We start from the raw sequence: 26,922 nt of genomic DNA, 5'->3' as shown, positions 1-26,922 counted from the left end.
GAAGCTGTCGCGCGTTCGGCGGGGGTCACTCGTCACCTCCGGTCTCGGGCTCGCTCGGCGGAGCCTCGGTCGACCGTACGCCATCGACCGACCCCACCACAGGGTCGGCGCCCGGTTCCTCCACAGGGGCTCCACCGATCGGGGCCTCGTCGGCGCCGTCTGCCGCCGCCTGGTCGTCACCGCTGCCCGCCGCGTCCAGCAGCGGGTCCTCGGAGGCCTCCTCGGCCCCCACCTCGGCGCCCACCTCCTCGTCGATGACCCGCTCGGCGTTGCGGGCCACGGCGAGGATCCGGTCCCCGGTCTCGGGGCGGGCGAAGGTGACCCCCATGGTGTCGCGGCCCTTGTCCGGCACCTCGTCGACGCGCGAGCGCACGACGCGCCCACCCCGCATGACGACGAGCACCTCGTCCTCCGCCGAGACCGTCAGCGCCCCCACGAGGTCACCGCGTTCCTCGGTGAGCTTGGCCACCTTGATGCCGAGCCCCCCGCGGCCCTGCCGGCGGTACTGGTCGATCCGGGTGCGCTTGGCGTAGCCGAGCTCGGTGACGACGAAGACGAACAGGTCGTCGCGGGCGACGGCCATCGCGAGCAGTTCGTCGTCGCCGCGGAACTTCATGCCCGTGACCCCGGAGGTCGCCCGGCCCATGGGCCGCAGGTTCTCGTCGGTCGCCTCGAAGCGCACGCTCATGCCCTTGCGGGAGACGAGGAACAGGTCCTCCCCCTCCCCGACGAGGGTGGCGCCGAACAGTTCGTCGTCGACCTCCTCGCCACCGTCCGGGCCGGCGTGCGAGCGCAGGTTGATGGCGATGAGACCGCCGGAGCGGTTGGAGTCGTACTCCGAGAGCCGGGTCTTCTTGACGATGCCGCCGCGGGTGGCGAGCACGAGGTACGGGGCCTGCTCGTAGTCCTCGATGTCCAGGACGGCGACGATCCGCTCCCCCGGCTGGAAGGCCAGGAGGTTGGCCACGTGCTGACCCCGGCCGTCGCGGCCGCCCTCGGGCAGCTCGTACCCCTTGGCGCGGTAGACCCGGCCGAGGTTGGTGAAGAACAGCAGCCAGTGGTGGGTCGTCGTGGTGAAGAAGTGCTCCACCACGTCGTCCTCGCGCAGCGAGGCCCCCCGCACCCCGCGCCCACCGCGGCGCTGGGCCCGGTACAGGTCGGTCCGGGTGCGCTTGGCGTACCCGCCGCGGGTGACGGTGACCACGACGTCCTCGACGGGGATGAGGTCCTCGGCCGTCATGTCGCCCTCGAAGGGCAGCACCTGCGTCTTGCGCTCGTCGCCGTACCGCTCGACGATCTCGGCCAGTTCCTCGCCGACGATCCGCCGCTGCCGCTCGGGGCGGGCGAGGATGTCGTTGTAGTCCTCGATGAGCCGCATGAGCTCGTCGTACTCGTCGATGATCCGCTGCCGCTCCAGCGCGGCCAGGCGGCGCAGCTGCATCTCCAGGATGGCGCGGGCCTGGATCTCGTCGATGTCGAGCAGTTCCATGAGGCCGTCGCGGGCGACCTCGACGGTGGCGCTGGCCCGGATGAGGGCGATGACCTCGTCCATGGCGTCCAGGGCCTTCAGCAGCGCGCGCAGGATGTGGGCGCGCTCCTCGGCCTTGCGCAGCCGGAACCGCGTGCGACGGACGATGACGTCCATCTGGTGCGTGATCCAGTGCTTGAGGAAGGCGTGGATCGGCAGCGTGCGCGGCACCCCGTCGACCAGGGCCAGCATGTTGGCGCCGAAGTTCTGCTGGAGCTGGGTGTGCTTGTAGAGGTTGTTCAGCACGACTTTCGCCACGGCGTCGCGGCGCAGGATGATGACGAGCCGCTGCCCGGTCCGCCCCGACGTGTGGTCCTGGACGTCGGCGATGCCGGTGAGCCGGCCGTCGCGGACCAGCGAGGCGATGTTCTCGGCGAGGTTGTCCGGGTTGACCTGGTAGGGCAGCTCGCTGATGACCAGGCACGTGCGGTTCGAGATCTCCTCGACCGTCACGACGGCGCGCATGGTGATCGAGCCGCGCCCGGTGCGGTAGGCGTCGGTGATGCCGCGCTGCCCCAGGATCAGCGCCCCGGTCGGGAAGTCCGGGCCCTTGATCCGCTGGAGCATGGCGGCGAGCTGCTCCTCGTCGGAGGCGTCGGGGTTGTCCAGCAACCACTTCGCGCCCTCGGCGACCTCGCGCAGGTTGTGCGGCGGGATGTTCGTCGCCATCCCGACGGCGATGCCGGCCGAGCCGTTGACCAGCAGGTTCGGGAACCGGCTCGGCAGGACGTCGGGCTCGGTCGTGTGCCCGTCGTAGTTCGGGGAGAAGTCGACGGTCTCCTCGTCGATGTCCCGGACCATCTCCATGGCCAGCGGGGCCATGCGGCACTCGGTGTACCGCGGGGCCGCCGCCGGGTCGTTGCCGGGCGAGCCGAAGTTGCCCTGACCGTCGACCAGCGGGTAGCGCAGCGACCAGTCCTGGGCCAGCCGGACCAGGGCGTCGTAGATCGAGGTGTCACCGTGCGGGTGGTAGTGCCCCATGACGTCGCCGACGACGCGGGCGCACTTGGAGTACCCGCGGTCGGGGCGGTACCCGCCGTCGTACATCGCGTACAACACCCTGCGGTGCACGGGCTTCAGCCCGTCCCGCACGTCCGGCAGCGCGCGCGAGACGATGACGCTCATCGCGTAGTCGAGGTACGACCGCTGCATCTCGGCCTGCAGGTCGACCTGCTCGATCCGGTCGCCGGTGGGGGGTTCGGTGGTGCTCTCGCTCACGGGGTGGTGCCTCTCAGCTCACGGGTCTCGACGATGTTCCACGTGGAACGGTGCTCACACGTCGAGGAACCTCACGTCGCGGGCGTTGCGCTGGATGAAGGTGCGGCGGGAGTCCACGTCCTCCCCCATGAGCACCGAGAAGACGGCGTCGGCCGCCGCGGCGTCCTCCAGGGTGACCTGGAGCAGCGTGCGGTGGGTGCGGTCCATCGTGGTCTCGGACAGCTCGTCCCAGTTCATCTCCCCCAGCCCCTTGTAGCGCTGGGTCTTGCCCTCCTTGGGCAGCTTCTTGCCGGCCGCCAGGCCCGCCTCCATGAGGGCGTCGCGTTCGCGGTCGGAGAAGGCGAACTCGTGGTTCTCCATGCCCCCCAACCACTTGATGCGGTACAGCGGCGGCTGGGCGAGGTAGACGTGCCCCCCCTCGACGAGGGGGCTCATGTAGCGGAACAGCAGCGTCAGCAGCAGCGTGCGGATGTGCTGACCGTCGACGTCCGCGTCGGCCATGATGATGATCTTGTGGTACCGCAGCTTCTCGAGGGTGAAGTCCTCCCCGATGCCGGTGCCGAAGGCCGTGATGAGGGCCTGGACCTCCTGGTTGCCCAGGGCGCGGTCCAGCCGGGCCTTCTCGACGTTGAGGATCTTGCCGCGGATCGGCAGGATCGCCTGGGTCCGCGGGTCGCGACCGCGGGTGGCCGACCCACCGGCGGAGTCGCCCTCGACGATGAAGACCTCGCACTCGGCGGGGTTGTTGGACTGGCAGTCCTTGAGCTTGCCGGGCAGCGAGTTCCGCTCCAGCAGCGACTTGCGACTGGCCTCGCGCGCCTTGCGGGCGGCCTGGCGGGCGATCGAGGCCGACTGCGCCTTCTTCGCGATCGTCCAGGCCTCCTTGGGGTTGGCCTGGAACCAGTGCCCGAGGTGCTCGCGCACCTGGGCCTGCACGAAGGTGCGGGCCAGGGTGTTGCCGAGCTTCGTCTTCGTCTGACCCTCGAACTGCGGCTCGGACAGCTTGACCGAGATGACGGCCGTCAGGCCCTCGCGGATGTCGGAGCCGTCGAGCGACTCGTTCTCCTTGAGGATGGCCGGCTTCGCCGTGCGCGCGTAGTCGATGACGAGGTTGGTCAGCGCCGTGCGGAACCCCGCCTCGTGCGTGCCGCCCTCGGAGGTGTTGATGTTGTTGGCGTAGGTGAAGACGGCCTCGGAGTACGCCGTCGTCCACTGCATCGCGATCTCGACCGCGATGCCCTTCTCCTTGTCCTCCGCCTCCAGCGAGATGACCGTCTCGTGCAGCGGGTCGTTCTTCTTCAGCGCGTTGAGGTGCTTGACGTAGTCGATGAGCCCGTCGTCGTAGCGGTAGCTCGCCGCCCGCGCCGGGGCGTCGTCCTCGCTCTCGGCCGTCTCGTCCTCGGGGTGGGCGCGCTCGTCCGTGAGGTTCAGCGTGAGGCCCTTGTTGAGGAAGGCCCGCTGCTGGAAGTTCGTCCGCAGCGTGTCGTAGGAGTAGTCGGTCGTCTCAAAGATCTCGTCGTTGGCCCAGAACGTGATGGTCGTCCCGGTGGCGTCGGTCTCCTCGCCCTTCTCCAGCGGCGCCAGCGGCACGCCGTTCTCGTAGGACTGCCGCCAGGCGAAGCCCTGCCGGCGGACCTCGACGTCGAGCCGGGTGGACAGGGCGTTGACGACCGAGCTGCCGACCCCGTGCAGACCACCGGAGACGGCATACCCGCCGCCGCCGAACTTGCCGCCGGCGTGCAGGACGGTGAGGACGACCTCCACGGCCGGGCGACCCTCGCCGGGCATGACGTCGACGGGGATGCCGCGGCCGTTGTCGACCACCCGCACGCCGCCGTCGGCCAGCAGCGTCACGTCGACGGTGTCGCAGTACCCGGCCAGCGCCTCGTCCACGGAGTTGTCGACGATCTCGTAGACCAGGTGGTGCAGCCCGCGCTCACCGGTGGACCCGATGTACATGCCCGGACGCTTGCGGACGGCCTCCAGGCCCTCCAGGACGGTGATCGCGTCCGCGCCGTACTCGGGGTTCGGGACCCCGTCGGGGGTGACCGCGTCGGCCAGGGAGGGGGCGTCCTCGGGGTTCACGTCCTGCGGGTCCACGTCCTGCGGGTTCGCGTCCTCGGGACCGGGCGTCTCTTGGTCTGGCACGAGAGCGTGCTCTCCCTCCGCGTCGAGGCGGCCGAGCGCGGGCGAGGCGAGCCGGCGGCCCGTGACGGCGTAGCCGGACGTGACCAGGCGGTCGGGGGGTCCGGCCCCCGTGCGATCCAGGTGCCCGCGTGACCACCAGGTTCGTCGACAGTCTACCCCGTCCGGGTCACCTCCCGTCGCTGCGCACGGCCCTGCGCGCCCCCTGAGCGGCGCGACCCCCTCCGGCGTGGGGGACCACGCACCGGGGGGTCGGACGGTCCTGAGCCGGTACGGGGCCGACCCGCCGGTCAGCCACCGGTCAGCCGTAGGTGTCGCGCGGTCCGCGCCCCCCGGGGGCCGACCGGCCGCCCTTGCGCCACGACGGACCCCGCGGTCCGCGGACCACGACCTTGGTGACGACCCCGTGGCCGAGCTCCTCGTCGAGCCGGCGCACGAGGTGGCTGGTCAGCAGCCGGACCTGGGTGGCCCAGGCCGTCGACTCCGCGCGCACCACCAGCGTGCCGTCCTTGAGCGTCTCGGGGGCGCAGTGCCCGGCCAGCTCCGGGCCGACGACGGCGTCCCAGCGGCCGAAGGCCCCGCCCACGGCGACGGGCTGCTCCCAGCCGCGCTCCCCCACGAGCCGGCCCAGGGTGGAGTCCAGGCTCTGCGGGTCGCGCGCGTCCGGCCAGGCCCCCGACCGCGCCGAGGCACCGGTGCGGCGGTGGGCCTCCGCCCGCCGGGCCTCGGCCCCGGACTGCCGCGTCCCGCCCAGCGGGGCCCGCCCCGGTCGCAACCCCTTGGCCGCGGCCGCCGCCCGGGCCCGGCCCAGGGCCGTGCGGGCCAGGTCGGCCCCCGCCGCGTCGGCCCCCGCCGCGTCCGCCCCCGCCGCGGGGTCGGCGTCCGCCGGCCCGGGGTCCTCCGCCGGCCCCTCACTCACTCAGGTCCTCCCGCACGGCGGTCCCGGTGCTGACGTGGACGCGGTCGGCGCGGTCGGAGCGCAGGGCGGCCGGCACGTCCTCGGGGACGGCGGCGGTCACCAGGACCTGCTCGGCGTCGGCGACGACCTCGGACAACCGCTCGCGCCGGCCCGCGTCGAGCTCGGCGAAGACGTCGTCGAGCACGAGCACCGGCCCGCCCGGGTCCTCGTGGGCGTCGTCCTCCAGCAGCAGGCGGTAGCTGGCCAGCCGCAGGCCCAGGGCCACCGACCAGCTCTCGCCGTGGCTGGCGTACCCCTTGGCCGGCATGCCGCCCAGGGTGAGCACGAGGTCGTCGCGGTGCGGGCCGACGAGGCACACACCGCGGTCCAGCTCGGCCTTGCGCTGGTCGGCCATCGAGGCGGTCAGCGCCTCGCGCAGCTCCTCCCGGCTCGGGACCGCACCACCGGGGGTGGTCGCGACGCCCTCGGCCAGCAGGGGCAGGGCGGAGCGGTACCCCAGCTCCAGGTCGCCCTGGCCCTTGCTGACGGACCGGTAGGCCTCGGCGGCCGGTTCGCGCAGGTCGCCCAGCAGCGCGAGCCGGGCCGACAGGAGCTCGGCACCGGACGCGGCCAGGTGCTCGTCCCAGACGTCGAGGGTGTGCGGGTCGGCACGCCCGGAGCGCAGGGCCGCCCCGGCGGACTTCAGCAGCGCCCCGCGCTGGCGCACGACCCGGTCGTAGTCCGCCCGCACCCCGGCCACCCGCGGCCACCGCGTGACGAGCAGCTCGTCGAGGTAGCGCCGCCGCTCGGTCGGATCGCCCTTGACGAGCGCGAGGTCCTCCGGGGCGAACAGCACGGTCCGCAGGACGCCCAGGACGTCGCGGCTGCGGCGGACGGGGTTGCGGTTCAGCCGCGCCCGGTTCGCCCTGCCCGGGGTGATCTCCAGCTCGACCAGGGCGCGGCGGCCGCCGCGGACCAGCTCGGCCCGCACCACGGCCCGGGACGCCCCCTGGCGGACCAGCGGGGCGTCCCCGGAGACGCGGTGGCTGCCGAGGGTGGCGACGTAGCCGACCGCCTCGACGAGGTTGGTCTTGCCCTGCCCGTTGAGGCCGACGAAGGTCGTCGTCCCCGGCCGCAGGTCCAGCTCCAGGCTCGAGTACGACCGGTAGTCGACCAGCGAGAGGTGCGCGACGTGCACGCGGCCCCGCTCCTCCCCGTCAGTCCTTGGTGGACCCCGACCCCGAGGTCGGACCGGCCGAGGTCACCGCGTGACCGCCGAACTGGTTGCGCAGCGCGGCGACGGCCTTGATCGAGGGCGAGTCCTCCTGGCGGGAGGAGAAGCGCGCGAACAGCGCGGCGGCGAGCACCGGCATCGGGACGGCGTTCTCGATGGCCTGCTCCAGCGTCCAGCGGCCCTCGCCGGAGTCCTGCGCGTAGCCGCGGATGTTGTCGAGCTTGGGGTCCTCCTCCAGGGCGCGGACCATGAGGTCCAGCAGCCAGGAGCGCACGACGGTGCCGCGGGTCCAGGCCTTGAAGACGGCGGGGACGTCGGTGATGATCCCCTTCGCCTCCAGCAGCTCGTAGCCCTCGGCGTAGGCGTGCATGAGGCCGTACTCGACGCCGTTGTGGACCATCTTGGAGTAGTGGCCCGCGCCCACGCCGCCGGCGTGCACGAAGCCCTCCTCGCGGGGGCCCTCCGGGCGCAGCGCGTCGAAGACGGGCAGGGCCAGGTCGACGTGGCCCTTGGCCCCGCCGACCATGAGGCCGTAGCCGTTCTCCCGGCCCCACACCCCGCCGGAGACGCCGCAGTCGAGGTACCCGGTGCCGCGCTCGGCGAGGAGCTTGGCGTTCACCTCGTCGTCGGTCCACTTGGAGTTGCCCCCGTCGATGACGAGGTCGCCGTCCTTCAGCAGGGGGGCCAGGTTCGCGACCGTGTCCCGCGTGATCTTCCCCGACGGCACCATGACCCAGACCACCTTGGGCGAGGGCAGGGCCTCGACGAGGGCGGCGAGGCTGGGGACGTCGGTGACGTCGGGGTTCGGGTCGTACCCGGTGACCTCGATGCCCTTGTCGCGCAGCCGGGCGCGCATGTTGCCGCCCATCTTGCCGAGACCGACGAGACCGATGTGCATGACCAGACGCTTCCCTTCTCGCGCCCGGCCGCTGTGGAGCCGGGCTGTGTGTCCGCCGGGCTCAGCCGGCGAGGCGGACCGGCATCAGCAGGTACCGGTAGCTGTCGTCGTCGTCCCCGTCGAGGTCCGCCTGGCCGGTGATGACCGCCGGACGCGTCGCCTGGGTGAACGAGAGCCGGGCGAACGGCGCGGCCAGCGCACCGAGTCCATCCAGCAGGAACTGCGGGTTGAAGGCGATGGCGATGGATTCACCGACGAGGGTGGCCTCCAGGGCCTCCGTCGCCTGCGCGTCCTCGCCCTGTCCCGCCTCCAAGGACAGCACGCCGTCCTCGAAGCGCAACCGCACGGGGGTGTTGCGCTCGGCGACGAGGGCGACGCGCTTGACGGCCTCGGTCAGCGCCGCCGTGGACACCACGGCGTGCGTGGGCGACTCCGCCGGGAACAGGGCCCGGACCTTGGGGTACTCCCCGTCGACGAGCAGCGAGGTCGAGTACCGGCCACCGGCCTGGAAGCCGATGAGGTCGCTGGCCCCGTCGGCCAGCGCGAGGCTGAGGTCGCCGCCGGAGCCGAGCGAGCGCGCGACGTCGGACAGCGTGCGCGCCCGCACGAGGGCGACGGCGGACAGGTCCGGTGTGCTCGGGCGCCAGCGCAGCTCGCGCACCGCGAGGCGGTACCGGTCCGTGGCCAGGAGCGTCAGCCGGTCGCCCTCGATCTCCATCCGGACCCCGGTGAGGATCGGCAGCGTCTCGTCGCGGCTGGCCGCGATGGTGACCTGTCCCACGGCCTCGGTGAAGTCGCCCCCGGGTACCTGCCCGGTCGCCTCGGGCAGCTGCGGCAGGGCCGGGTACTCCTCCACCGACATCGTCAGGAGCGTGAAGCGGCTCGGCCCGCAGGTGAGCACGACCTTGGAGCCCTCGGTGGTCAGCGTGACCGGCCGCGGCGGCAGGCTGCGGGAGATGTCGGCCAGGAGCCGGCCCGAGACGAGGACGCGCCCGGCGGTGCGCACGTCCGCCGGCAGCTCGGCCCGGGCGGACACCTCGTAGTCGAAGGTCGACAGCTTCAGGGTGCCCTCGTCGGTGGCCTCCAGGAGCACACCGGCGAGCACCGGCACCGGGGGGCGCGAGGGCAGAGCCCGGGCCGCCCACGCGACGGCGTCGGCCAGCACGTCGCGCTCGACCTGCAACTCCACCAGGCACCGCCTTCCAGTCGTCCCGCACGGCTGCGCACCGCACCGCTCCGTACCGCGTCTGCGGCCCCGGAGGGCGTCTGCAGGACGCGGCGGTTTCCGACAGTAGTGGAGAGCCCGGGCGGGTGCGCACGCGCCTCCACCGCCGCGATCGGCGGCCCTCCGGGGCACATCACTCTGCGTGATCACTTGCCGGGAGGGTCTGCACCGCTTGTTCGAACGAGGTTCCACAGGGGGTGGGGACGGTCGACCTCAGGGCCCTCCAGGTCCTCGTCAGGGCTGCTTCCCCACCACCAGTCCACACTGGACGTGGGTTGACGGACTTCACCGTAGAGGGATCAGTCGTCGTAGTCACCCTTGTGCACGCTGTGGACAGCGGGGCATCGTCGCAGGTCAGAGGCCGATTCGGGCTGCACGGACCGTGTGGAGGGCCTGAGGACGGGTCGTCCCCGTCGTCCACAGGCCCGTGGACCGGCCGCGCTCCGTCCACCGCCGTCCCCAGGCGGTCCCCACCGTGTCCACGCTCCGTCCACGGGGTTGTCCACCGTCCGCGGCCGCGTCGTCCACATGCCTGTCCCCAGCGTGTGGACAACTGTGGACGACCTGCGGGAACCCCCGTCCGGGGACGACGAGAGCCCCGCCGGCGTCGCTGCCGGCGGGGCTCTGAGGGGTCGTGCGGGGCGGTGGGCGCCCGGTCAGGGCGTCAGGCGCCCGCCTGCTTCTTGATGCGGTTGGTCAGCTCCGTGACCTGGTTGTACGTGCTGCGCCGCTCGGCCATCTGCTGCTTGATCTTGCGCTCGGCGTGCATGACGGTCGTGTGGTCGCGGCCACCGAAGTGCTGGCCGATCTTCGGCAGCGACAGCTCGGTCAGCTCCCGGCACAGGTACATGGCGATCTGGCGGGCCGTGACCAGCGTGCGCGAACGGGACGTGCCGCACAGGTCGTCCAGGGTGACCGAGAAGTACGACGCGGTCTGCCCCATGATCGCGGCCGCCGTGATCTCCGGCGTCTCGTCGTTGGGGATGAGGTCGCGCAGCACGATCTCGGCCAGGCTCATGTCGACGGGCTGGCGGTTGAGGCTGGCGAAGGCCGTGACGCGGATGAGCGCGCCCTCGAGCTCGCGGATGTTCGAGGAGATCTTCGAGGCGATGTACTCGTTGACGTCGTCGGGGACCTCCAGGCGCTCGCCGATGGCCTTCTTGCGCAGGATCGCGATGCGCGTCTCCAGGTCCGGCGGCTGGACGTCGGTGATCAGACCCCACTCGAAGCGGCTGCGCATCCGCTCCTCGAACCCCGACAGCTGCTTGGGCGGCAGGTCGGACGTGATGACGACCTGCTTGCTCGCGTTGTGCAGCGTGTTGAAGGTGTGGAAGAACTCCTCCTGCGTCTGGACCTTGTTCGACAGGAACTGGATGTCGTCGATGAGCAGGACGTCCACGTCGCGGTGCCGGCGCTGGAAGGCCTGGGCCTTGTCGTCGCGGATGGAGTTGATGAAGTCGTTGGTGAACTCCTCGGAGTTCACGTACCGCACCTGCACGCCCGGGTAGAGGTTCTGGGCGTAGTGCCCGATCGCGTGCAGCAGGTGGGTCTTGCCCAGCCCGGACTCCCCGTAGATGAACAGCGGGTTGTAGGCCTTGGCCGGGGCCTCGGCGACCGCGACGGCGGCGGCGTGGGCGAAGCGGTTGCTGGCCCCGATGACGAAGGACTCGAAGATGTACTTCGGGTTCAGCCGGGCGTTCTCGACCTTGGTCGTGGAGCGGTTGCGCGGCACCTGCCGGCCCGTGCCCGCACCGCGGTCGACCTTGTAGCCGGTGAAGAGCAGGTCCGGGTCGGAGTCGTCCAGCGGGGAGTCCTCCTCCAGGCCGGCCCCGCGGTGCTCGCCCTGCGCCGGGACGACGGTGCCCTCGGCCTCCAGCGTGGACCCGGACCCGACCCGTTCGCGCTCGACGCTGGGCACACCGTCGTCGCCGGAGCGCTCCCCCGTGCGCTCGGGGGCCAGCACCTGGCCGATGGAGGGGTCGACGGTCACCGCGAGGCGGATGGCCGAGCCGTAGGCGTCCGAGAGCGCCCGGGTCAGCGGTTCGCGGACCTTCTGCTCGATGACGTCCTTGGTGAGGTCGTTCGGCACCGCCAGCAGCGCGGTCCCGTCGAGGAGGCCGAGCGGGCGGGTGAGCCGCACGAACGCCCGCTGGTGGGGAGTGATGCCCCCGTCGTCCAGCTGCGCGACGGCACGTTCCCAGACGCTGGGGAAGTCCCCTCCGTCGGTCTGCATCGAGCCCTCTCCCGTCGTACCGGAATCCGTCTGACGGGACTCGTCCACACCCCTGTCCACACCTGTGGAGGACGACGGGGGTGCGACGAACCGCCCGTCGCAGGCACCTCGATCGGATGCGGGCGTCGGTACGTCGAGCGGGACCGTAACAACGTGGACGGCCCCCGTTCAAGTGCCGTCCGCCTCGCCGGTGCCCGCTGGACGCCCCGTGCGACCTCGCGCGACCGGAGCACCGTCGCTGCGGCGTGCCGGCCTCCCGTCGGGGGCCTCGTCCGGCGGGTCGCCCCCCGGACCTGAGGAGGAACGGTACCGTCCTGCCACCACCCGGACGGGCGAGCGGCCGGCCCTGTGGACGGGTCGCGTGCGCGGACGCCTGCGCGCTTTGACCGCGTCGGGTGCTGGACCGTACTCTGCTGGGGACTGTGCTCCGCATCGCCGACCCGCCCGTCTCCGCGTGGTGGTCCCGGCAGTCCGGCGGGGCCCACCCGCACGAGTCCCAGGAGTCCCGCCGTGAGCAAGCGCACCTTCCAGCCGAACAACCGTCGCCGCGCCAAGGTGCACGGTTTCCGTCTGCGCATGCGCACCCGCGCCGGCCGCGCCATCCTCTCCGCGCGCCGCAGCAAGGGCCGCGCGCAGATCGCCGCCTGACCTCGACCCCCACGCCCGCGTGCTGACCGCGGAGCACCGCCTTCGCCATCGGGACGACTTCACGGTCGCCTTCCGGACCGGTCGGCGTGCGGGGACGCGGCGCCTGGTCCTGCACTGGGCACCGACCGACCGAGCCCACCCCACGCGGGTGGGCTTCGTCGTGTCCAAGGCCGTCGGCGGGTCGGTGCAGCGGCACCGCACCCAGCGCCGGCTGCGGCACCTCGCGGCCGCCCGCCTGCCCCTGCTGCCGGCCGAGGGCGGGCTGCTCGTGGTCCGCGCCCTCCCGGGAGCGGCCGAGGCCACCTCCGCCGAGCTCGGCGTCGACGTCGACCGCGGGTTGACGCGGCTGGGGCTGGTCCCCGGTGGCTGACCCGGCGCCGACGCCCCCACCCGGTCGTCGGTGGTGGCACCCGCTGCGCTGGCCGGCACTGCTGCTGGTCCTGCTCGTGCGCGCCTACCAGTTGCTCGTCTCGCCCGTCCTGGGCCCGACGTGCCGCTTCTACCCCTCGTGCTCCGCGTACGCCGTCGAGGCGTTGCGGACGCGCGGTGCCGTCGTCGGGACCTGGCTGACCGTCCGGCGACTCCTCCGCTGCCACCCGTGGAACCCTGGTGGGGTGGACCCCGTTCCGCCCAAGGGGCACTCCCGGGTGTCAGCGCCCTGAGGTCAGCCCTGTGAGCCCGACCCCTGTGAGAGGACGAACCGCCCCATGATCGAGTTCTTCTACGACCTGCTGTATCCCATCCAGTGGGTGGTCGCGTGGATCATGGTGCGCTTCCACGACCTGCTCACCGCGGTCGGCTTCGACCCGGCCGGCGGGGCCGCCTGGTCCCTGTCGATCGTCGGCCTCGTGGTCGTCATCCGCATCCTGCTCATCCCGCTCTTCGTCAAGCAGATCAAGGCGATGCGCGGGATGCAGGTCATCCAGCCCGAGATGCGGAAGATCCAGCAGAAGTACAAGGGCAAGAACGACCCCGCCTCCCGGCAGGCCATGCAGCAGGAGATGATGGCGCTCTACCGGTCCTCGGGGACGAACCCGATGGCCAGCTGCCTGCCGATCCTGCTGCAGTCGCCGATCTTCCTCGCGCTGTTCCACACCCTGAACGGCATCGCCCAGGAGAAGCCGGTCGGTGCCCTCAACCTCGAGCTGGTCCAGCAGGCGGACCGGGCCACGATCTTCGGGGCGCAGCTGTCCGACGTCTTCATGCGGTCCTGGGGCGACGGCAACTGGAACGCCATCATCCTCACCGCGGTGATGATCGTCCTGATGTCCGCGTCGCAGTTCGTGACGCAGAAGCAGCTCATGGCGAAGAACACCTCCTCGGCGTCGATGGAGGGCAACCCCTTCGCGCAGCAGCAGAAGCTGATGCTCTACATCCTGCCGATCATCTTCGCCGTCTCCGGCGTCAACTTCCCGATCGGTGTCCTCCTGTACTGGCTCACCACCAACGTGTGGTCGATGGGTCAGCAGTTCTTCGTCATCCGCCGGATGCCCAACCCCGGGTCGCTGGCGGAGAAGGAGCTGCAGGAGCGCAAGGCGCGCCGAGCGGCCCGCCGCGGCCTGGTCCTGACCAAGGACGGCGAGCCCGAGACGGCCACCGGTGCCGAGCACACCACCCCGGCCGCTCCGGTGCGTCGTCAGCGCCAGCAGCCCAAGCGGGGCACCAGCCGTCAGCAGCGCCGGCCCGGGGGCTCGCGGTCGAGCCAGGGCCCGAACCGCTGACACCCCGCCCGACAGACCAGCTCCACCGCCACACCAGCCAGGAGGACGTGTGAACGACACGACGGACGCGATCGAGGAGACCCCGGTGGACGCCACCGCGGAGACCCCCGCGACGGTGACCGGGGAGACCCGCCGCCCGGGGGCGACGAAGTCGCGGCTCGAGGAGGAGGGCGACATCGCCGCCGACTACCTCGAAGAGCTGCTGGACATCGTCGACCTCGACGGGGACATCGACATCGACATCGAGAACGGCCGCGCCTCGGTGGCGATCGTCGCCGACGAAGCCGGGACGCCGGCGCTCTCGCGCCTGGTCGGGTCCGAGGGTGAGGTGCTCGAAGCCCTGCAGGAGCTCACCCGGCTCGCCGTCCAGGCGCAGACCGGTGACCGGACCCGACTCATGCTCGACGTGGCCGGTCACCGGACCACCAAGCGCAGCTCGCTCGTCCGGCTGGCCCACGAGGTCGTGGCCCGGGTGCAGGCCTCCGGGACGGCCGAACGCCTGGAGCCGATGTCCGCGTTCGAGCGCAAGGTGGTCCACGACGCCGTCGCGGAGAAGGGGCTCGCCAGCGAGTCCGAGGGTGAGGAGCCGCGGCGTCGCGTCGTGGTCCTCCCGCCGTCCGGGGACGATCCCCAGGGCACCCAGGAGTGAGCCGACCGCGCCTCGTCGGCCGATAGGCTGACGGGGTGTCGGATGATGTGCCTGAGGGCGGTGGTGTTCCACGTGGAACACCACCGCCCTCCGTCGTTCCCGGGGTCGTTGACGAGGCCCTCCGTCCCGAGATCGAACGGGTCTTCGGTGACCGCGTGGGGCAGGCGGCCGCCTACCACGGGTTGCTCGCCACGGCCGGCGTCGAACGGGGTCTCATCGGGCCACGCGAGGTCCCACGCTTGTGGGACCGCCACCTCCTGAACTGCGCATACCTGGGCGACGTGGTCGAGGCGGGTACCTCGGTCCTCGACATCGGCTCCGGAGCCGGTCTGCCCGGGATCCCGCTGGCCCTGTCCCGCCCGGACGTGCAGGTGCGCCTGGTGGAGCCCCTGGAACGGCGCTACACCTTCCTGCGGGAGGCGATCGCCGAGCTGGGCCTCCGGGACCAGGTGGCGGTGGCCCGGGGTCGCGCCGAGGACGTGCGGGGCGAGTTCTCGGCCGCCGTCGTGACGGCCCGGGCAGTGGCACCGCTGGCCACGCTGTACCGCTGGGCCCTGCCCCTCGTCGTCACCGGCGGGCACCTCGTGGCCATCAAGGGCCGGAGCGCAGCGGACGAGATCGCGGCGGCGGCCGATGTCCTCCACCAGATGGGGGTGACGGCCGAGCCCGAGGTCTTGCGGGTGGGGCCGGACGAGGAGACCGGGACCACGGTTGTCCGGGTGGCGCGGGGCCACGGCCCCCTGCGCACCTCCACGACGGCGGCACCGACGGCAGGCAAGCGTCGCGGATCGCGAGGTCAGCGACGGTGAACCACGGGAAGGATCAGAGCGTGAGTCAGCTCGGATGGTTCGGGAGCGCGACGGCGACAGCACCGAGCGGTGGACTCGGGTGGTTCGCCACCCACCCGGCCGTCGACGTTCCACGTGAAACGGAGGTCGGCGCAACACTGCTGGCGGCCGAGAACGAGCCTGTTTCACGTGAAACGGAGCCCGTCGAGTCAGCGCCGGAGGGGGCGGACGTCAGCGCGGTTCCACGTGAAACCACGCTGACGGGGATCACCGACTCGAACGTTTCCCGTGAAACCGGGACCGCCGTCGAAGCGCCGGTCGAGGAGCCGCCGCTCGCCCCCGTCGTCGAGCTGCGGACCGCACCCGTCGACGACGTCCCTGACGACACCCCGACGGCATTTCCTGACGACACTGCCGCCGAGGAACTGGCCGCGCCGCCCGTTCCACGTGAAACGCCGGTGCCGCGGACCCCCGAGCGTTTTCCGCGTCCCACCGAGACGCGCATCATGACGATCGCCAACCAGAAGGGTGGCGTCGGCAAGACGACGACGGCCGTCAACCTCGCCTCGGCTCTGTCCGCCGCCGGGTTGAAGGTCCTCGTGCTCGACCTCGACCCCCAGGGCAACGCGTCGACGGCGCTGGGCATCGACCACCACTCCGGTGTGCCGGGCATGTACGAGGTGCTCGTCGAGGGCAAGCGGCTGGCCGAGGTCGTGCAGCAGTGCGAGGAAGCCCCGGACCTGTGGTGCGCCCCCGCCACCGTCGACCTCGCCGGCGCGGAGATCGAACTCGTCTCGATGGTGGCGCGTGAATCGCGCCTGCAGCGGGCGGTCGCCAAGTACTTCAAGGGGCTCGCGCAGGCGGGGGAGCGTCGTGTCGACTATGTGCTCATCGACTGCCCGCCGAGCCTGGGCCTGCTGACGATCAACGCGTTCGTCGCGGCACCCGAGGTGCTCATCCCCATCCAGTGCGAGTACTACGCGCTGGAAGGCCTCAGCCAGTTGCTGTCGAACATCGAGCTGATCCAGGAGCACCTGAACCCGGACCTGGCCGTCACGACGATCCTGCTCACCATGTACGACGGACGGACGCGTCTGGCGGCGCAGGTCGTCGACGAGGTGCGGCACCACTTCGGCGACCAGGTGCTGCGCTCGCTCGTGCCGCGCTCGGTGCGCATCTCCGAGGCCCCCAGCCACGGTCAGACGGTCATGGCCTACGACCCGCTGTCCTCCGGTGCGCTCGCCTACCTCGAGGCGGCCCGGGAGATGGCTCAGCGTGGCGTGCAGGAGACGTCGGTACCCGCGGGGGATGCTGACGTGGGTTCGCCCCCGGCGGCGGCGGACCCGTGGGCACGGTGGACAGACGGTCGGGTGACACGGCGCGGCATCGCGTCGAAGGAGGGTGAAGCGTGAGCGACAAGCGACGTGGTCTCGGACGTGGTCTCGGGGCCCTGATCCCCAGTGGCGGGGGGACGACCACCGCGACACGACCCGGTGCCGCTGCTTCCTCGGTGCCGCCGGCCATGCGCCCCGCCGCCCGGCCGTTCGACGTCTTCTTCGACCAGCACCCCACCTCGGCCGCGGACACGGCGGAGGACGCCACGATTGAGGACGCCGTCGTCGAGGACGCGCCGGCGCACGAGGAACGCATCGGCGACCTGGCCGTCGTCACGGCGGAGGCGGACCCGCCGCGCGACGCGGAGGATGCGACGCCCGAAGAGCCGGCCGCCGCGGACGAGGTGGGCTCCGAGGAGGACGCCGCGGACGAAGCCGCTCCCGAGGTGACCGCTCCCGAGGCGGTGCGTGAGGAGACCGTGGGCAAGGAGACGGTGGGGGCGCAGACCCGTCCCGCGCCGGAGGCGGCCGACCTCGTCGAGGTCCCCGGCGCCCGCTTCGCCGAGGTCCCGGTCGCGGCCATCACGCCGAACCCGCGCCAGCCCCGCACCGTCTTCGACGAGGACGATCTCGCCGAGCTCGTGCACTCGATCCGGGAGATCGGCGTCCTCCAGCCGATCGTCGTGCGCCCGGTCGGGGCCGGTGAGGACGGGGCGCCGCGCTACGAACTCGTCATGGGGGAGCGGCGCTGGCGCGCGACCACCGAGGCCGGGTTCGACACGATCCCAGCGATCGTCCGGGAGACGGCCGACGACGACCTGCTGCGGGACGCGCTGCTGGAGAACCTGCACCGCAGCCAGCTCAACCCGCTGGAGGAGGCGGCCGCCTACCAGCAGCTCCTGGAGGACTTCGGCTGCACCCACGAGGAACTCGCCTCGCGCATCGGTCGCTCGCGCCCGCAGATCAGCAACACGCTGCGCCTCATGAAGCTGCCGCCGCTGGTGCAGCGCCGGGTGGCCGCCGGGGTCCTCAGCGCCGGGCACGCCCGCGCGCTGCTGTCCCTGGAGGACGGGGCGTCGATGGAGCGACTGGCCCAGCGCGTCGTCGCCGAGGGGCTGTCGGTCCGGGCGGTGGAGGAGATGATCGCCCTCGGTGACGCGGACGCCGCCCCGCGCCGGCGCAACCCCGCCGAACCGCAGCCCGAGCTCGACGACCGGGCGACGCTGCTGGCCGACCGCCTCGACACCCGGGTGAAGATCAGCATGGGCCGCACCCGGGGTCGCCTGACGGTCGACTTCGCCGGGGTCGAGGACCTCGACCGCATCCTGCGGCTGCTGGGCAGCCAGAACTGACGCACTCGCGCAGCGCGGACCCGACGAACCCCGGCAGAGGGGTCGGGTCCGCGCTGCGCGACCGTGGCGACCGTCGGCGGCGGCGTGAGATCGTGCCTGCGGGGTGGAGCTCACGCCGAACGCCACCTGCACCGCTGAGCACGCACCGGCACGGCGCCACAGCCCTGCCCGGACGGCACGTCGACGGCGTGCCGGACACGAGACGAGAGGCCGTACCGGTGGGACGACGCATGGCCCCGCTGACGCTGGACACCGTCGCCGACCTGCCCAAACCGTCCCGGCAGTGCGTGTTCTGGGAACTGGACGAGACCGCGGCGGCACGCGCCGCGGAGGCCGGGTACCCCGACTTCGAGAAGGAGGCGTGGATCTCCACCGTCCTCCTGCAGTGGGGGCCGTGCGGGCGCCTCGTCTACGTCGACGACCAGCCGGTCGGGTTCGTCATGTACGCGCCGCCGCTGTACGTGCCGCAGCAGAGCCGCTTCCCCACCTCCCCGGTGAGCGGGGACGCCGTCCTGCTGACGACGGGGTGGATCGAACCGGCCCACCGGGGGGAGGGGCTGGCCCGGATGCTGCTGCAGGGAGCGGCCAAGGACCTCACCCAGCGCGGGGCCAAGGCCGTCGAGGTGTTCGGCGGTGGGCCCGCGGCCGTCGGCGGCGACGGCAGCACGCAGGCCGCGCACGACCACGGCGAACCGTGCGTCCTGCCGGCGCACCTGCTGGAGTCCGTCGGCTTCACCGTGGTGCGCCCGCACCACCGGTTCCCGCGGCTGCGGCTGGAGCTGAAGAACGCGCTGTCCTGGCGCGAGGACGTCGAGGCCGCCCTCGAACGGATCCTCGGCAGCGTCCGCGTCCCCACCCTCACCGGCGTCGCCCCCGCCTGATGCACGAGAGGCCGGCACCCCCGCGGGGTACCGGCCTCTCGTCGTGCGCGGGACTCCTCAGCCGACGAACTCCGCCAGCTCCTGCAGGAGCGCCGGCTTGGGCCGGGCACCGATGATCGTCTTCACGACCTCACCGCCGGAGTACACGTTCAGCGTCGGGATCGACGTCACGCCGTACTTCGCGGCGATGCGGGGGTTCTCGTCGGTGTTGACCTTCACGACGGTGAGCTTGTCGCCGTGCTCGGCCGCGATCTCCTCCAGGATGGGCGCGACCTGGCGGCACGGGCCGCACCAGGGGGCCCAGAAGTCCACGAGGACGGGCTTGTCGGACTGCAGGACGTCGGCGTCGAAGGTGTCGTCGGTGGTGGCGGCGGTGGCGCTCACGGGGTCTCCTCGGTCGTTCGGGGCGGGGTCAGTGCTGGGGACGTTCGACGGTCTCGGCCGTCGGCACGTCCGGGTCGGTCTCCTCGCGGGCCGGCTGTTCCTCCAGGCCGGCGTCGCCGCGGGCGGCGAGGAACTTCTCGGCGTCCAGCGCGGCGGAGCAGCCCATGCCGGCGGCCGTGATGGCCTGCATGTACTCGTGGTCGACGACGTCACCGGCGGCGAAGACCCCGGGGAGGTTCGTGCGGGTGCTGCGGCCCTCCACGAGCACGAAGCCGTTCTCGTCGAGGTCGACCTGGCCCTTGACGAGGTCGGTGCGCGGTTCGTGACCGATGGCGATGAACAGCGCCGTGGCGGCCACCTCGCGGGTCTCACCCGTCACGGTGTCGCGCAGCGTCAGACCCTCGACCTTGGTCTCGCCCGTGATGGCGACGACCTCGGAGTTCCAGGCGAAGGAGATCTTGGGGTTCTCCTCGGCGCGCTTGGCCATGATCCGGGAGGCGCGCAGCTCGTCGCGGCGGTGCACGATCGTCACCGAGCGGGCGAAGCGCGTGAGGAACGTCGCCTCCTCCACCGCGGAGTCCCCGCCGCCGACGACGACGATGTCCTGCTCGCGGAAGAAGAACCCGTCGCAGGTGGCGCACCAGCTCACGCCCCGGCCCGACAGGCGCTTCTCGTCGGGCAGACCGAGCTCGCGGTAGGCCGACCCGAGAGCGAGGACCACCGCGTGGGCGCGGTAGGTCTGACCGCCGCCGGTGGTGACCTCCTTGACCTCACCGTCGAGCCGGACGTCGACGACGTCGTCGGTGATGAGCTCGGCCCCGAACCGCTCGGCCTGGGACCGCATGTTGTCCATGAGGTCCGGGCCCATGATCCCCTCGGGGAAGCCGGGGAAGTTCTCGACCTCGGTCGTGTTCATCAACGCGCCGCCGGCGGTGACGGACCCCTCGAAGACGAGGGGCTTCAGCTCCGCGCGGGCCGCGTACAGGGCGGCGGTGTACCCGGCCGGCCCCGAGCCCACGACGATGACGTTGCGGACGTCCTGCGGAGTGGCCCCGTTGCTGGACTCGCTCACCTGTGCGGACCTGCTTCCCTCGATCGGTGCCGGACCCCGCGGTCCGGGGCTCCGTGCTGTCTGTCCAACCGATCGTAGGGGGCCCCTGTTCCCCCGGTCCCGGCGCGCCGGGGGCCCCGTCAGGGGACGGGGACCGTGCTGAGCGCCGGGTCCCCGGGTGTGCAGCCGAGGGCCACGACGACCACCTCGGCGTCGCCGGGGGTCGCGTGCACGACGAACGCGGCGGGTCGGCCCTGCCACGAGGCGATCTCGACGGCGAGGACGGAGTCGGGGGTGACGCCGAGCTGCTTGGTGCAGGCCAGGGCCTGTTCGGCCGTCGCCCGCTGGACGTCGTCGCCCGTGGCCGGGGGAGTCGTGGGCCCGTCGGTGGGCCCGTCGGTGGGCTGGGGCGCGTTGAGCATCGTGGGCTTGCGGCCCGTCGACCCGGCGCCGGGGGTGGCGTCGTCGGCGCGGCCCTGCGGCGCCGCCCGGTCCGCCGTGCCGGCCGGGTCCTGCCCGAGCAGGTCCTCGCCGAGGTCCCGGACGGCGGCGGCGTCGGCGTAGTCGCGCCCGCTCTGCAGGACCTGCGCCGACGGCGGCACCTCCTCGGCGGAGGCCGCGGCCACGGACCCGCCCCCGGCGGCGCTGCTCGAGCCCGAGTCGGCGCCCGGGGTGCCCTGCAGCCCCACGAGCAGCGCGCCCCCGCCCACGACGGCGACACCGGCCGCGGCCGCCAGGACGCGCGGCACCCGGGTGCGCCAGGAGGAGCGGCGGCGCTCGGTGAGGGACGCGACGGGGGTGCCGGGCTGCTCGTCCTGCGCGGTCCGCCGGGCGGCCAGCAGCGCCGCGTCGAGGCGGGCCACCACGTCGGCCGGCATCGGCCCGACGTCGGCCGAGCCGCGCAGCAGGTCGCGCACGCGGCGCTCCTGCGCGTCGAGCTCCTCGCCGTCGGCGCCGTCGAACTCCTCACTCACCGTGGGCACGCCTCTCTCGGGTGGGTCCCGTCGTCGGTCCCGCGACGGGACGGCCACTACGACGCGGCGCCCGCCTCACGGGTTCCCCGCCGGCCGCAGCAGCTGCGCCAGGGCCAGCCGGCCGCGGGAGCAGCGGGACTTCACGGTCCCCACGGCGACACCGAGCACCTGGGCGGCCTCGGCCACGGGCACGTCGTACATGTCGACCAGGACGAGGGCCGCGCGCTGGGCCTCGGGCAGCCGCGCCAGGGCGGCGGTCACGTCGAGCTGCGCCTCCACGTGCGGGGTGGCGTCGTCCACGACGGCCAGGGCCGCCCCCGTCCGCGTCCCGTCCTGCCCGGAGCCGACCTCCTCCTCCAGCGGGCGGGTGGGGCGCACGGCCCGCCGCCGCGCCCGGTCCAGGCAGGCGTTGACGACGATGCGGTGCAGCCACGTCGTGACCGCGGAGTCCCCGCGGAAGCGGTCGGCCGCACGCAGGGCGGACACGAGGGCGTCCTGGACGGCGTCGGCGGCCTCCTCGCGGTCCCCGGTGGTGCGCAGCGCCACCGCCCACAACCGGTCCCGGTGCCGGCGGACGACCTCGCCGAAGGCGTCCGGGTCGCCCGCGACGTGGGCCGCGACGAGCTCGGCGTCGGTCCGCGCGTCCTGGGCTCCCGCCCCGGTCACGGCGCGGGCGTGCCGGTCACGGCGATCTCGGCGACCGAGGCCCGGAACACCCCGTCGGTCGTCGGCAGCTCGGTGAACCACACGACGAGGTAGCGGGTGCGGACCGGCTGCGCGGGCGTCAGCGTCTGCTGCCCGCCCGCCGGGGCGCCCGCCACGGGCCGGGACCCGTCGAGGCCGGGGCCGGGCGCGGTGAGCAGGGACACCGCCCCGCCCTCGCCGCCGTCGGTCAGGGCGACGGAGGTGACGTCCACCTCGGCGCCCAGGTCGAGCAGCAGCCCGATGCCGTCCTTGAGGTTCCCGAAGGCCGCGGTGGTGTAGCGCTGGCTCTCCCACGTCGTCGCCGGGTCCCCGTCGACGGCGCGCGGCGCGGTCGCGGAGTCCTCCCCACCGCCCTGGGGGTCCAGGGCCGAGATCGCCGCGACGGGCAGGACGGCGGGCACGGCCGCCCCGCCGGGTTCGGGCGTCGGGGCCGGTGCGTCCGCCGGGGGCGCCGGCGCGGGGGCTGAGGCCGGTGCCGAGACCGACGGGGCCGGCGGGCGCTGCCCCCCGGTGCCCGGCACGGCGATGTCGCTGAGCTGCCACAGCGCCAGCACCAGGCCGACCGCGACGAGCCCGCCGAGGACGGCCAGCACGAACCGGGAGTCGTCGCGCGGGGGGCGGGCGGTGGAGTGCGGCCGCGTGAACGGCACCGGCGGCTCGGCCTCCGGCACGACCTCGTCGCGGTTCTTCAGCCGGCCGCGGACGGCGGCCGTGGCGGCCTCCCCGCGCAACCGGCGTAGCGTCTGGTCCCAGACGTCCATCGACCACGGGGCCAGCTGCAGGGCGAGCTCGGCGGGGTCGTGGGGGCCGTCCTCGTGCGGGCCGAACGTGACGGCGCACAGGGTGTCGAGGTCGTTGGGGACGTCGGGCCGCACGTCCTTGGGCGGCGGCGGCCCCGCCCCGAGGGGTGTGGAGGGCAGACCCGGGCACGGGGTCAGGCCCTCCACGGACGGCCACCGGCCCACGAGCCCGGCGTAGACGAGCGCGACCAGGCCCACGGCGTCGGCGCGGTTGGCCAGCGCCGCCGCGCGGGCCGGGGACACCGCCGGCGGGTCGACCTCCAGGGCCGCCTCGACACCCACCCCGCGCACGCGCACGACCCCGTCGGGGTCCAGGAGCACGTCGTCGGGGGTGAGCCGGGTGTGGTGCAGCCCCCGGCGGGCGGCGGCCTCCAGCGCCGTGGCGACCTCCCCGACGAGCGCCCGCACGGCCGCGGGCCGCATCGGGCCCGACCGCAGCAGCTCGGTCATGGAGGCCCCCTCGACGGCCTCCTCCACGACGTAGACCGTCGCGGTCCCGGGGTCGAGGGGGTCGCCGGGGTCGTTGGGTGCCTGCGCGGGGTCGGCGTCGGTACCGGCGTCGAGGATGCGCGGCACGTGCGGGTCGGTGAGCATCGCCGTGCGTCGCGCGGCGTCCAGGAACTCCTCGGCGCGCGGGTCGCTCGCCGGCAGGGTGCGCACGCGCACGGCCCGGTCGAGCGTGAGGTCGCGCCCCAGGTACTCGTGCGTGCCGAGGTCCGTCCGCAGCGACAGCTCCCGGTCCAGCAGGTAGCGGTCGGCGATCCGGCCGGTGCCCGTGTCGCGGTCCGTGCTGCGGTCCGTGCTGCGGCCTGCCCCGTCCAGACCTACCCCCTGCGTCTCGGCCGCGCGCACGCGGTGCACCCGGTGACCGTCCCGTCACGCCCATGCTAGGGCGCGCGGGGCCTGCGCCGGTTCGCCGCGCGCGGGCCGCCCGCCCCGCAGAGGATGGCGGGGTGAACAGCTCCCTGGGACGAGGCCTGCGCGGCGGACTGGCGGCCGGGGCCGTCGGGACCGCGGTGCTCAACGCCGTGACGTACGCCGACATGGCCTGGCGCGGCCGGGACGCGAGCACGACGCCCGAGGACGTCGTCGACGCGCTGGCCGGGCGCCTCGGCACCGAGGTCGGCGGCGCGCGCGGGCAGCGCGCGAACCGCCGCACGGCGCTGGGGGCCCTGAGCGGGACGGTCGCGGGTCTGGGCGTCGGCGCCCTCGTGGGCACGGCCCGCGCTGCGGGCCTGTGGATGCCGCCCGTCGTGGGGGGCGTCGTGACCGGTGCGGTGGCCATGGCCGCGACCGACGCCCCCGCGCACGCCCTCGGCGTCACCGACGTGCGGGGGTGGACGGGTCAGGACTGGGTCGCCGACGCCGTGCCGCACCTGGCGTTCGGCCTGGCCGCGCACGCGACCCTGCGGATGACCGACCCGGCTCCGGCGGAGGGCTCGACCGCGGTCGTCGACCGGCCGCGCCCGGCGTCGGCCGGGCTCCTGGCGCGCTCGGCGCTGCTGGGGGTGGCCGCCGGTGGGCGCAGCTCCCTGGGACTGGCCGGTCCGGCCCTGACGGGGGGCAGCGCCGTCGCCAAGGTGGGTGCGCTGGCCGCCGTGGGCGTGGAGGTCGTCCAGGACAAGAAGCCGCAGACGCCCAGCCGGTTGTCGGCCGCCGGGCTCCCGGCGCGCCTGGCCTCCGGTGCCGGCGGGGCGCTCGCCCTCGCCCGCCGCGACCACCGGCGCGCCGCCCTGCCCGTCGTGGCGGGGGCGGCGGGGGCGCTGGCCGGCTCGGTCCTGGGTGCGGCCTGGCGCGCGGGGGCCTCCGAGGTCGTGCCGGACTGGCAGGCCGCCGTCGTGGAGGACGTCGCCAGCCTCACCCTGGCGGTGCTGGCCTCCCGCTGACCGGCGTGGACGTCGCGGGCCCGGACCCGCGGGTCCGGACGCCGGGGGCGTCCCCGCCGTGGCGCTCCAGCCACGGCAGGACGTCCGCGGCGGGCATCGGGCGGGCGTGGTGGTAGCCCTGGGTCTCGTCGACCCCGAGGTCGCGCAGCGCCCGCAGGGTGGCGGCGTCCTCGACCCCCTCCACCAGCATCCGCAGGCCCAGGCTGTGGGCGAGGTCGGTGGTGCTCTGGATGATCTGCCGGGTCCGCGGGTCCGTCCCCAGCCGCTGGGTGAAGGAGCGGTCCAGCTTCAGCTCCGCGGCGGGCAGGTCCTGCAGGTAGGCCAGGCTGGAGTAGCCGGTGCCGTAGTCGTCGATGCTCACCGAGGCCCCGAGGCGCAGCAGCCGGGTGACGGTCTCCCGGCTGAGCTCGGGGTCCTGCATCAACGTCGTCTCGGTGATCTCCAGGACCAGCCGGGCGGCGTCCAGGCCGGTGCGGGTCACGACGTCCTCGACCAGGTGCGGCAGGCCCGGGGCGAGCAGGCAGCTGGTGGCCAGGTTCACCGAGATGCGCAGGGGCCACCCCTGGCCCTGCCAGCTCACCGCGTCGCGGGCGGCCTGCTCCAGCACGGTGGCGGTCACCGCGCCCATGACCCCCTCCGTCTCGGCCAGCTCCAGGAAGTCCGCCGGGCCGAGCACCCCGTGCACCGGGTGCCGCCAGCGGACGAGGGCCTCCACCCCGACGACCCGCCCGCTGCGGACGTCGACCTGCGGCTGGTAGTGGTTGACCAGCTCCCCGGCCGTGATGCCGCAGCGCAGGTCGTGGGCCAGGTGCCGCTCGGCGCGGGCCCGTTCGTCCGCGGCGGCGTCGTACCGCGCGAGGCCGCCCCCGGCGCGCTTGGCCTGGTACATGGCGGTGTCGGCCCGCCGCAGCACCTCCTCGGCGGCCTCGGCGGCCTCGGCGGCCTCGGCCGCCCCCTGCCCGCCCTGGCGGACCGGCCAGCTCGCGATGCCGATGCTCGCCCCGGTCCTCGTGGCGCCCGGCCCCAGGGGCACCGGCCGCTCCAGCCGCCCGGCGAGCTCGGCGGCGGCGACCTCGGCGCCGGCGAGCCCGGTCCCGGGCAGCAGGACGGCGAACTCGTCACCCCCGAGCCGGGCCACCAGCGAGGGCACCGGCAGCGGTTCGGCGACCCGGGAGGCGACCTCGCGCAGCAGCGCGTCGCCCCGGGCGTGGCCGTGGGTGTCGTTGACCTCCTTGAAGCGGTCCAGGTCCAGGAGCAGCACCGAGACCTCGGTGGTCACCACGGCGGCGGTCCGGGGCGCCGGGCCCAGGGCGGTGGCCAGGGCGGCGTTGAAGGCGCGCCGGTTCGCCAGCCCCGTCAGCTCGTCGGTCAGCGCCTGGTCGCGGCTGTCGGCCAGCCGCAGCACCTCGCGGAAGACCAGGCAGACCTTGATCCCGACCCCGGCCAGACCGGCCAGCGCCAGCGCCGTCGTGGGGGCCGGCCACGGGTGCAGGTGGTCCAGGCCCAGCAGCGTCCCGCTGATCAGCAGCATCGCCAGCGGTGAGGCCATGGTCGACCACGCGACCTGCGCCCGGCCGCTGCTGCGCCGCCCGGGCGAGACCGCGGCCACGGCCAGGACGGCCACGAACCCCACGTGCAGGAGCAGGACGGCCGTCCCCCACCCCGGCCCGGCCAGGACCCCGCAGATCCACAGCACGCCCGCGGCGTCGGCGACCAGCAGCAGGCCGAACGCGACCGCGAGCAGGGTGACGGCTCGTTCAGAGCGCCACCCCAGGATGGAGCACATCGCCAGCGCCACCGCGAACAGCAGCACGTCCAGCGCCGGCCGCCCGACCACGGCCACTGCGCCCAGGACGTCCAGCCCGGTGGCCGAGCGCACCGGCCCGACGAGCAGGGCCGAGCACAGCGCGGCCAGCACGGTCGCGGTGTGCACCCCGTCGAACCACGCGCTGGGCAGCAGCTCGTGCACGCGCTGGCGCAGGGTGAGCATCTGCCCGGCGTACAGCCCGGCGTAGCCGGCCAGCCCGACGACGGCCAGTGGGCCGTGCGCCTCCAGGCCCGCCACCACACCCGCCGCCGTCCCGTCCCAGGAGGACAGCAGCACCGTCTCGGCCACCGCCAGCAGCGTCAGCCCGGCGGCGGCGCTGCCCCACACCGCCCGCCGTCCCGGCGAGCGCAGCGGACCGGTGGCGACCACGACCAGCAGCCCCACCACGACCGTGGCGTGGACGGCCACGACCGCCCGCCACCACCCCTGCGCGGCCCCCACGGCGACGACCCCGGTGACGACCCCGGCGACGAGCACGCCCACCGCCGTGAGCGCCGGCGCCGTGACGGACGCGGCCCGGGGGGTGCGCGCAGGACGGGGTG

Annotated in this window: 22 protein-coding genes and 1 pseudogene; 10 read left to right on the top strand and 13 right to left on the bottom strand. The window is 73.8% G+C overall.

Annotated features, from left to right (window positions below):
• Positions 1 to 25: 25 nt before the first annotated feature.
• The 7 genes from gyrA to dnaA form a co-directional block, all read right to left on the bottom strand.
• The gene (gene gyrA / locus AB2L27_RS17055; protein ID WP_370442710.1) at positions 26 to 2,680 is read right to left on the bottom strand and encodes a DNA gyrase subunit A; all 2,655 of its coding nucleotides are present in this window, start codon (positions 2,678 to 2,680) and stop codon (positions 26 to 28) included.
• Between the two features lie 120 nt (positions 2,681 to 2,800).
• Positions 2,801 to 4,894 (bottom strand): DNA topoisomerase (ATP-hydrolyzing) subunit B, encoded by a 2,094-nt coding sequence (gene gyrB / locus AB2L27_RS17050; protein ID WP_370442688.1) that lies wholly within the window; start codon positions 4,892 to 4,894, stop codon positions 2,801 to 2,803.
• Positions 4,895 to 5,192: 298 nt separating this feature from the next.
• Complete coding sequence (locus AB2L27_RS17045; protein ID WP_370442687.1) at positions 5,193 to 5,810, bottom strand: DciA family protein; 618 nt, start codon at positions 5,808 to 5,810, stop codon at positions 5,193 to 5,195.
• The gene (recF, locus tag AB2L27_RS17040) at positions 5,803 to 6,987 is read right to left on the bottom strand and encodes a DNA replication/repair protein RecF (RefSeq protein ID WP_370442686.1); all 1,185 of its coding nucleotides are present in this window, start codon (positions 6,985 to 6,987) and stop codon (positions 5,803 to 5,805) included. Before recF ends, AB2L27_RS17045 begins: the two co-directional genes overlap by 8 nt.
• 19 nt (positions 6,988 to 7,006) lie before the next feature.
• A complete protein-coding gene (gene gnd, locus AB2L27_RS17035; protein WP_370442685.1) occupies positions 7,007 to 7,921 on the bottom strand; it encodes a phosphogluconate dehydrogenase (NAD(+)-dependent, decarboxylating) in 915 nt (304 codons plus the stop codon).
• Positions 7,922 to 7,982: 61 nt separating this feature from the next.
• On the bottom strand, positions 7,983 to 9,110 hold the full coding sequence (gene dnaN, locus AB2L27_RS17030; protein ID WP_370442684.1) for a DNA polymerase III subunit beta: 1,128 nt from the start codon (positions 9,108 to 9,110) through the stop codon (positions 7,983 to 7,985).
• 700 nt (positions 9,111 to 9,810) lie between these two features.
• The gene (gene dnaA, locus AB2L27_RS17025; RefSeq protein ID WP_370442683.1) at positions 9,811 to 11,379 is read right to left on the bottom strand and encodes a chromosomal replication initiator protein DnaA; all 1,569 of its coding nucleotides are present in this window, start codon (positions 11,377 to 11,379) and stop codon (positions 9,811 to 9,813) included.
• Between the two features lie 510 nt (positions 11,380 to 11,889).
• On the opposite strand from dnaA, the gene rpmH reads away from it, so the two are divergent.
• From rpmH to AB2L27_RS16980, 9 genes are all read left to right on the top strand, one after another.
• Positions 11,890 to 12,027, top strand: coding sequence for a 50S ribosomal protein L34 (gene rpmH, locus AB2L27_RS17020; protein ID WP_367639670.1), 138 nt, complete (start codon positions 11,890 to 11,892; stop codon positions 12,025 to 12,027).
• A 19-nt stretch (positions 12,028 to 12,046) separates the two neighbouring features.
• Positions 12,047 to 12,397 carry a ribonuclease P protein component gene (rnpA, locus tag AB2L27_RS17015; RefSeq protein WP_370442682.1) on the top strand — a complete coding sequence of 117 codons (351 nt, stop codon included), beginning with the start codon at positions 12,047 to 12,049 and terminating at the stop codon, positions 12,395 to 12,397.
• Positions 12,390 to 12,689 (top strand): membrane protein insertion efficiency factor YidD, encoded by a 300-nt coding sequence (gene yidD, locus AB2L27_RS17010; protein WP_370442681.1) that lies wholly within the window; start codon positions 12,390 to 12,392, stop codon positions 12,687 to 12,689. Before rnpA ends, yidD begins: the two co-directional genes overlap by 8 nt.
• Before the next feature lie 45 nt (positions 12,690 to 12,734).
• Positions 12,735 to 13,748 (top strand): membrane protein insertase YidC, encoded by a 1,014-nt coding sequence (yidC, locus tag AB2L27_RS17005; RefSeq protein ID WP_370442680.1) that lies wholly within the window; start codon positions 12,735 to 12,737, stop codon positions 13,746 to 13,748.
• Positions 13,749 to 13,863: 115 nt separating this feature from the next.
• Positions 13,864 to 14,397 carry a Jag family protein gene (locus tag AB2L27_RS17000; RefSeq protein ID WP_370442709.1) on the top strand — a complete coding sequence of 178 codons (534 nt, stop codon included), beginning with the start codon at positions 13,864 to 13,866 and terminating at the stop codon, positions 14,395 to 14,397.
• A 47-nt stretch (positions 14,398 to 14,444) separates the two neighbouring features.
• Entirely contained in the window at positions 14,445 to 15,206 is a 762-nt protein-coding gene (gene rsmG, locus AB2L27_RS16995) for a 16S rRNA (guanine(527)-N(7))-methyltransferase RsmG (protein WP_370442708.1), read from the top strand.
• Positions 15,207 to 15,226: 20 nt separating this feature from the next.
• On the top strand, positions 15,227 to 16,597 hold the full coding sequence (locus AB2L27_RS16990) for a ParA family protein (RefSeq protein WP_370442679.1): 1,371 nt from the start codon (positions 15,227 to 15,229) through the stop codon (positions 16,595 to 16,597).
• Positions 16,594 to 17,871: a ParB/RepB/Spo0J family partition protein gene (locus AB2L27_RS16985; RefSeq protein WP_370442678.1), complete on the top strand. Its 1,278-nt coding sequence runs from the start codon at positions 16,594 to 16,596 to the stop codon at positions 17,869 to 17,871. The genes AB2L27_RS16990 and AB2L27_RS16985 overlap by 4 nt, the downstream gene beginning before the upstream one ends.
• Positions 17,872 to 18,089: 218 nt before the next feature.
• A complete protein-coding gene (locus AB2L27_RS16980) occupies positions 18,090 to 18,752 on the top strand; it encodes a GNAT family N-acetyltransferase (protein ID WP_370442677.1) in 663 nt (220 codons plus the stop codon).
• A 57-nt stretch (positions 18,753 to 18,809) separates the two neighbouring features.
• Here the strand turns inward: AB2L27_RS16980 and trxA are convergent, their stop codons facing one another.
• The 5 genes and pseudogenes from trxA to AB2L27_RS16955 all read right to left on the bottom strand — a co-directional run bounded on the left by trxA (position 18,810) and on the right by AB2L27_RS16955 (position 23,527).
• Positions 18,810 to 19,349, bottom strand: coding sequence for a thioredoxin (gene trxA / locus AB2L27_RS16975; protein ID WP_370442676.1), 540 nt, complete (start codon positions 19,347 to 19,349; stop codon positions 18,810 to 18,812).
• Positions 19,324 to 20,154 (bottom strand): annotated as a pseudogene (gene trxB, locus AB2L27_RS16970) (thioredoxin-disulfide reductase); the annotation flags it as partial. The pseudogene trxB and the gene trxA, both read right to left, overlap by 26 nt.
• A gap of 173 nt (positions 20,155 to 20,327) precedes the next feature.
• The gene (locus AB2L27_RS16965) at positions 20,328 to 21,170 is read right to left on the bottom strand and encodes a hypothetical protein (protein WP_370442675.1); all 843 of its coding nucleotides are present in this window, start codon (positions 21,168 to 21,170) and stop codon (positions 20,328 to 20,330) included.
• 66 nt (positions 21,171 to 21,236) lie between these two features.
• Entirely contained in the window at positions 21,237 to 21,827 is a 591-nt protein-coding gene (sigM, locus tag AB2L27_RS16960; RefSeq protein WP_370442674.1) for an RNA polymerase sigma factor SigM, read from the bottom strand.
• Complete coding sequence (locus AB2L27_RS16955; RefSeq protein ID WP_370442673.1) at positions 21,824 to 23,527, bottom strand: protein kinase family protein; 1,704 nt, start codon at positions 23,525 to 23,527, stop codon at positions 21,824 to 21,826. Before AB2L27_RS16955 ends, sigM begins: the two co-directional genes overlap by 4 nt.
• Before the next feature lie 92 nt (positions 23,528 to 23,619).
• Here AB2L27_RS16955 and AB2L27_RS16950 point away from each other — a divergent pair, with 92 nt between their 5' ends.
• Positions 23,620 to 24,552, top strand: a complete 933-nt coding sequence (locus tag AB2L27_RS16950; protein ID WP_370442672.1) for a hypothetical protein — start codon at positions 23,620 to 23,622, stop codon at positions 24,550 to 24,552.
• Here AB2L27_RS16950 and AB2L27_RS16945 read toward each other — a convergent pair.
• On the bottom strand, positions 24,524 to 26,857 hold the full coding sequence (locus AB2L27_RS16945; RefSeq protein ID WP_370442671.1) for a putative bifunctional diguanylate cyclase/phosphodiesterase: 2,334 nt from the start codon (positions 26,855 to 26,857) through the stop codon (positions 24,524 to 24,526). The genes AB2L27_RS16950 and AB2L27_RS16945 overlap by 29 nt on opposite strands.
• Positions 26,858 to 26,922: the final 65 nt, after the last annotated feature.

The organism is Kineococcus halophytocola (assembly GCF_041276425.1).
Classification (GTDB): Bacteria; Actinomycetota; Actinomycetes; order Actinomycetales; family Kineococcaceae; genus Kineococcus; species Kineococcus halophytocola.
Note: the sequence above shows the minus strand (reverse complement) of the source record. Positions and strands in the feature narration are given on the sequence as shown.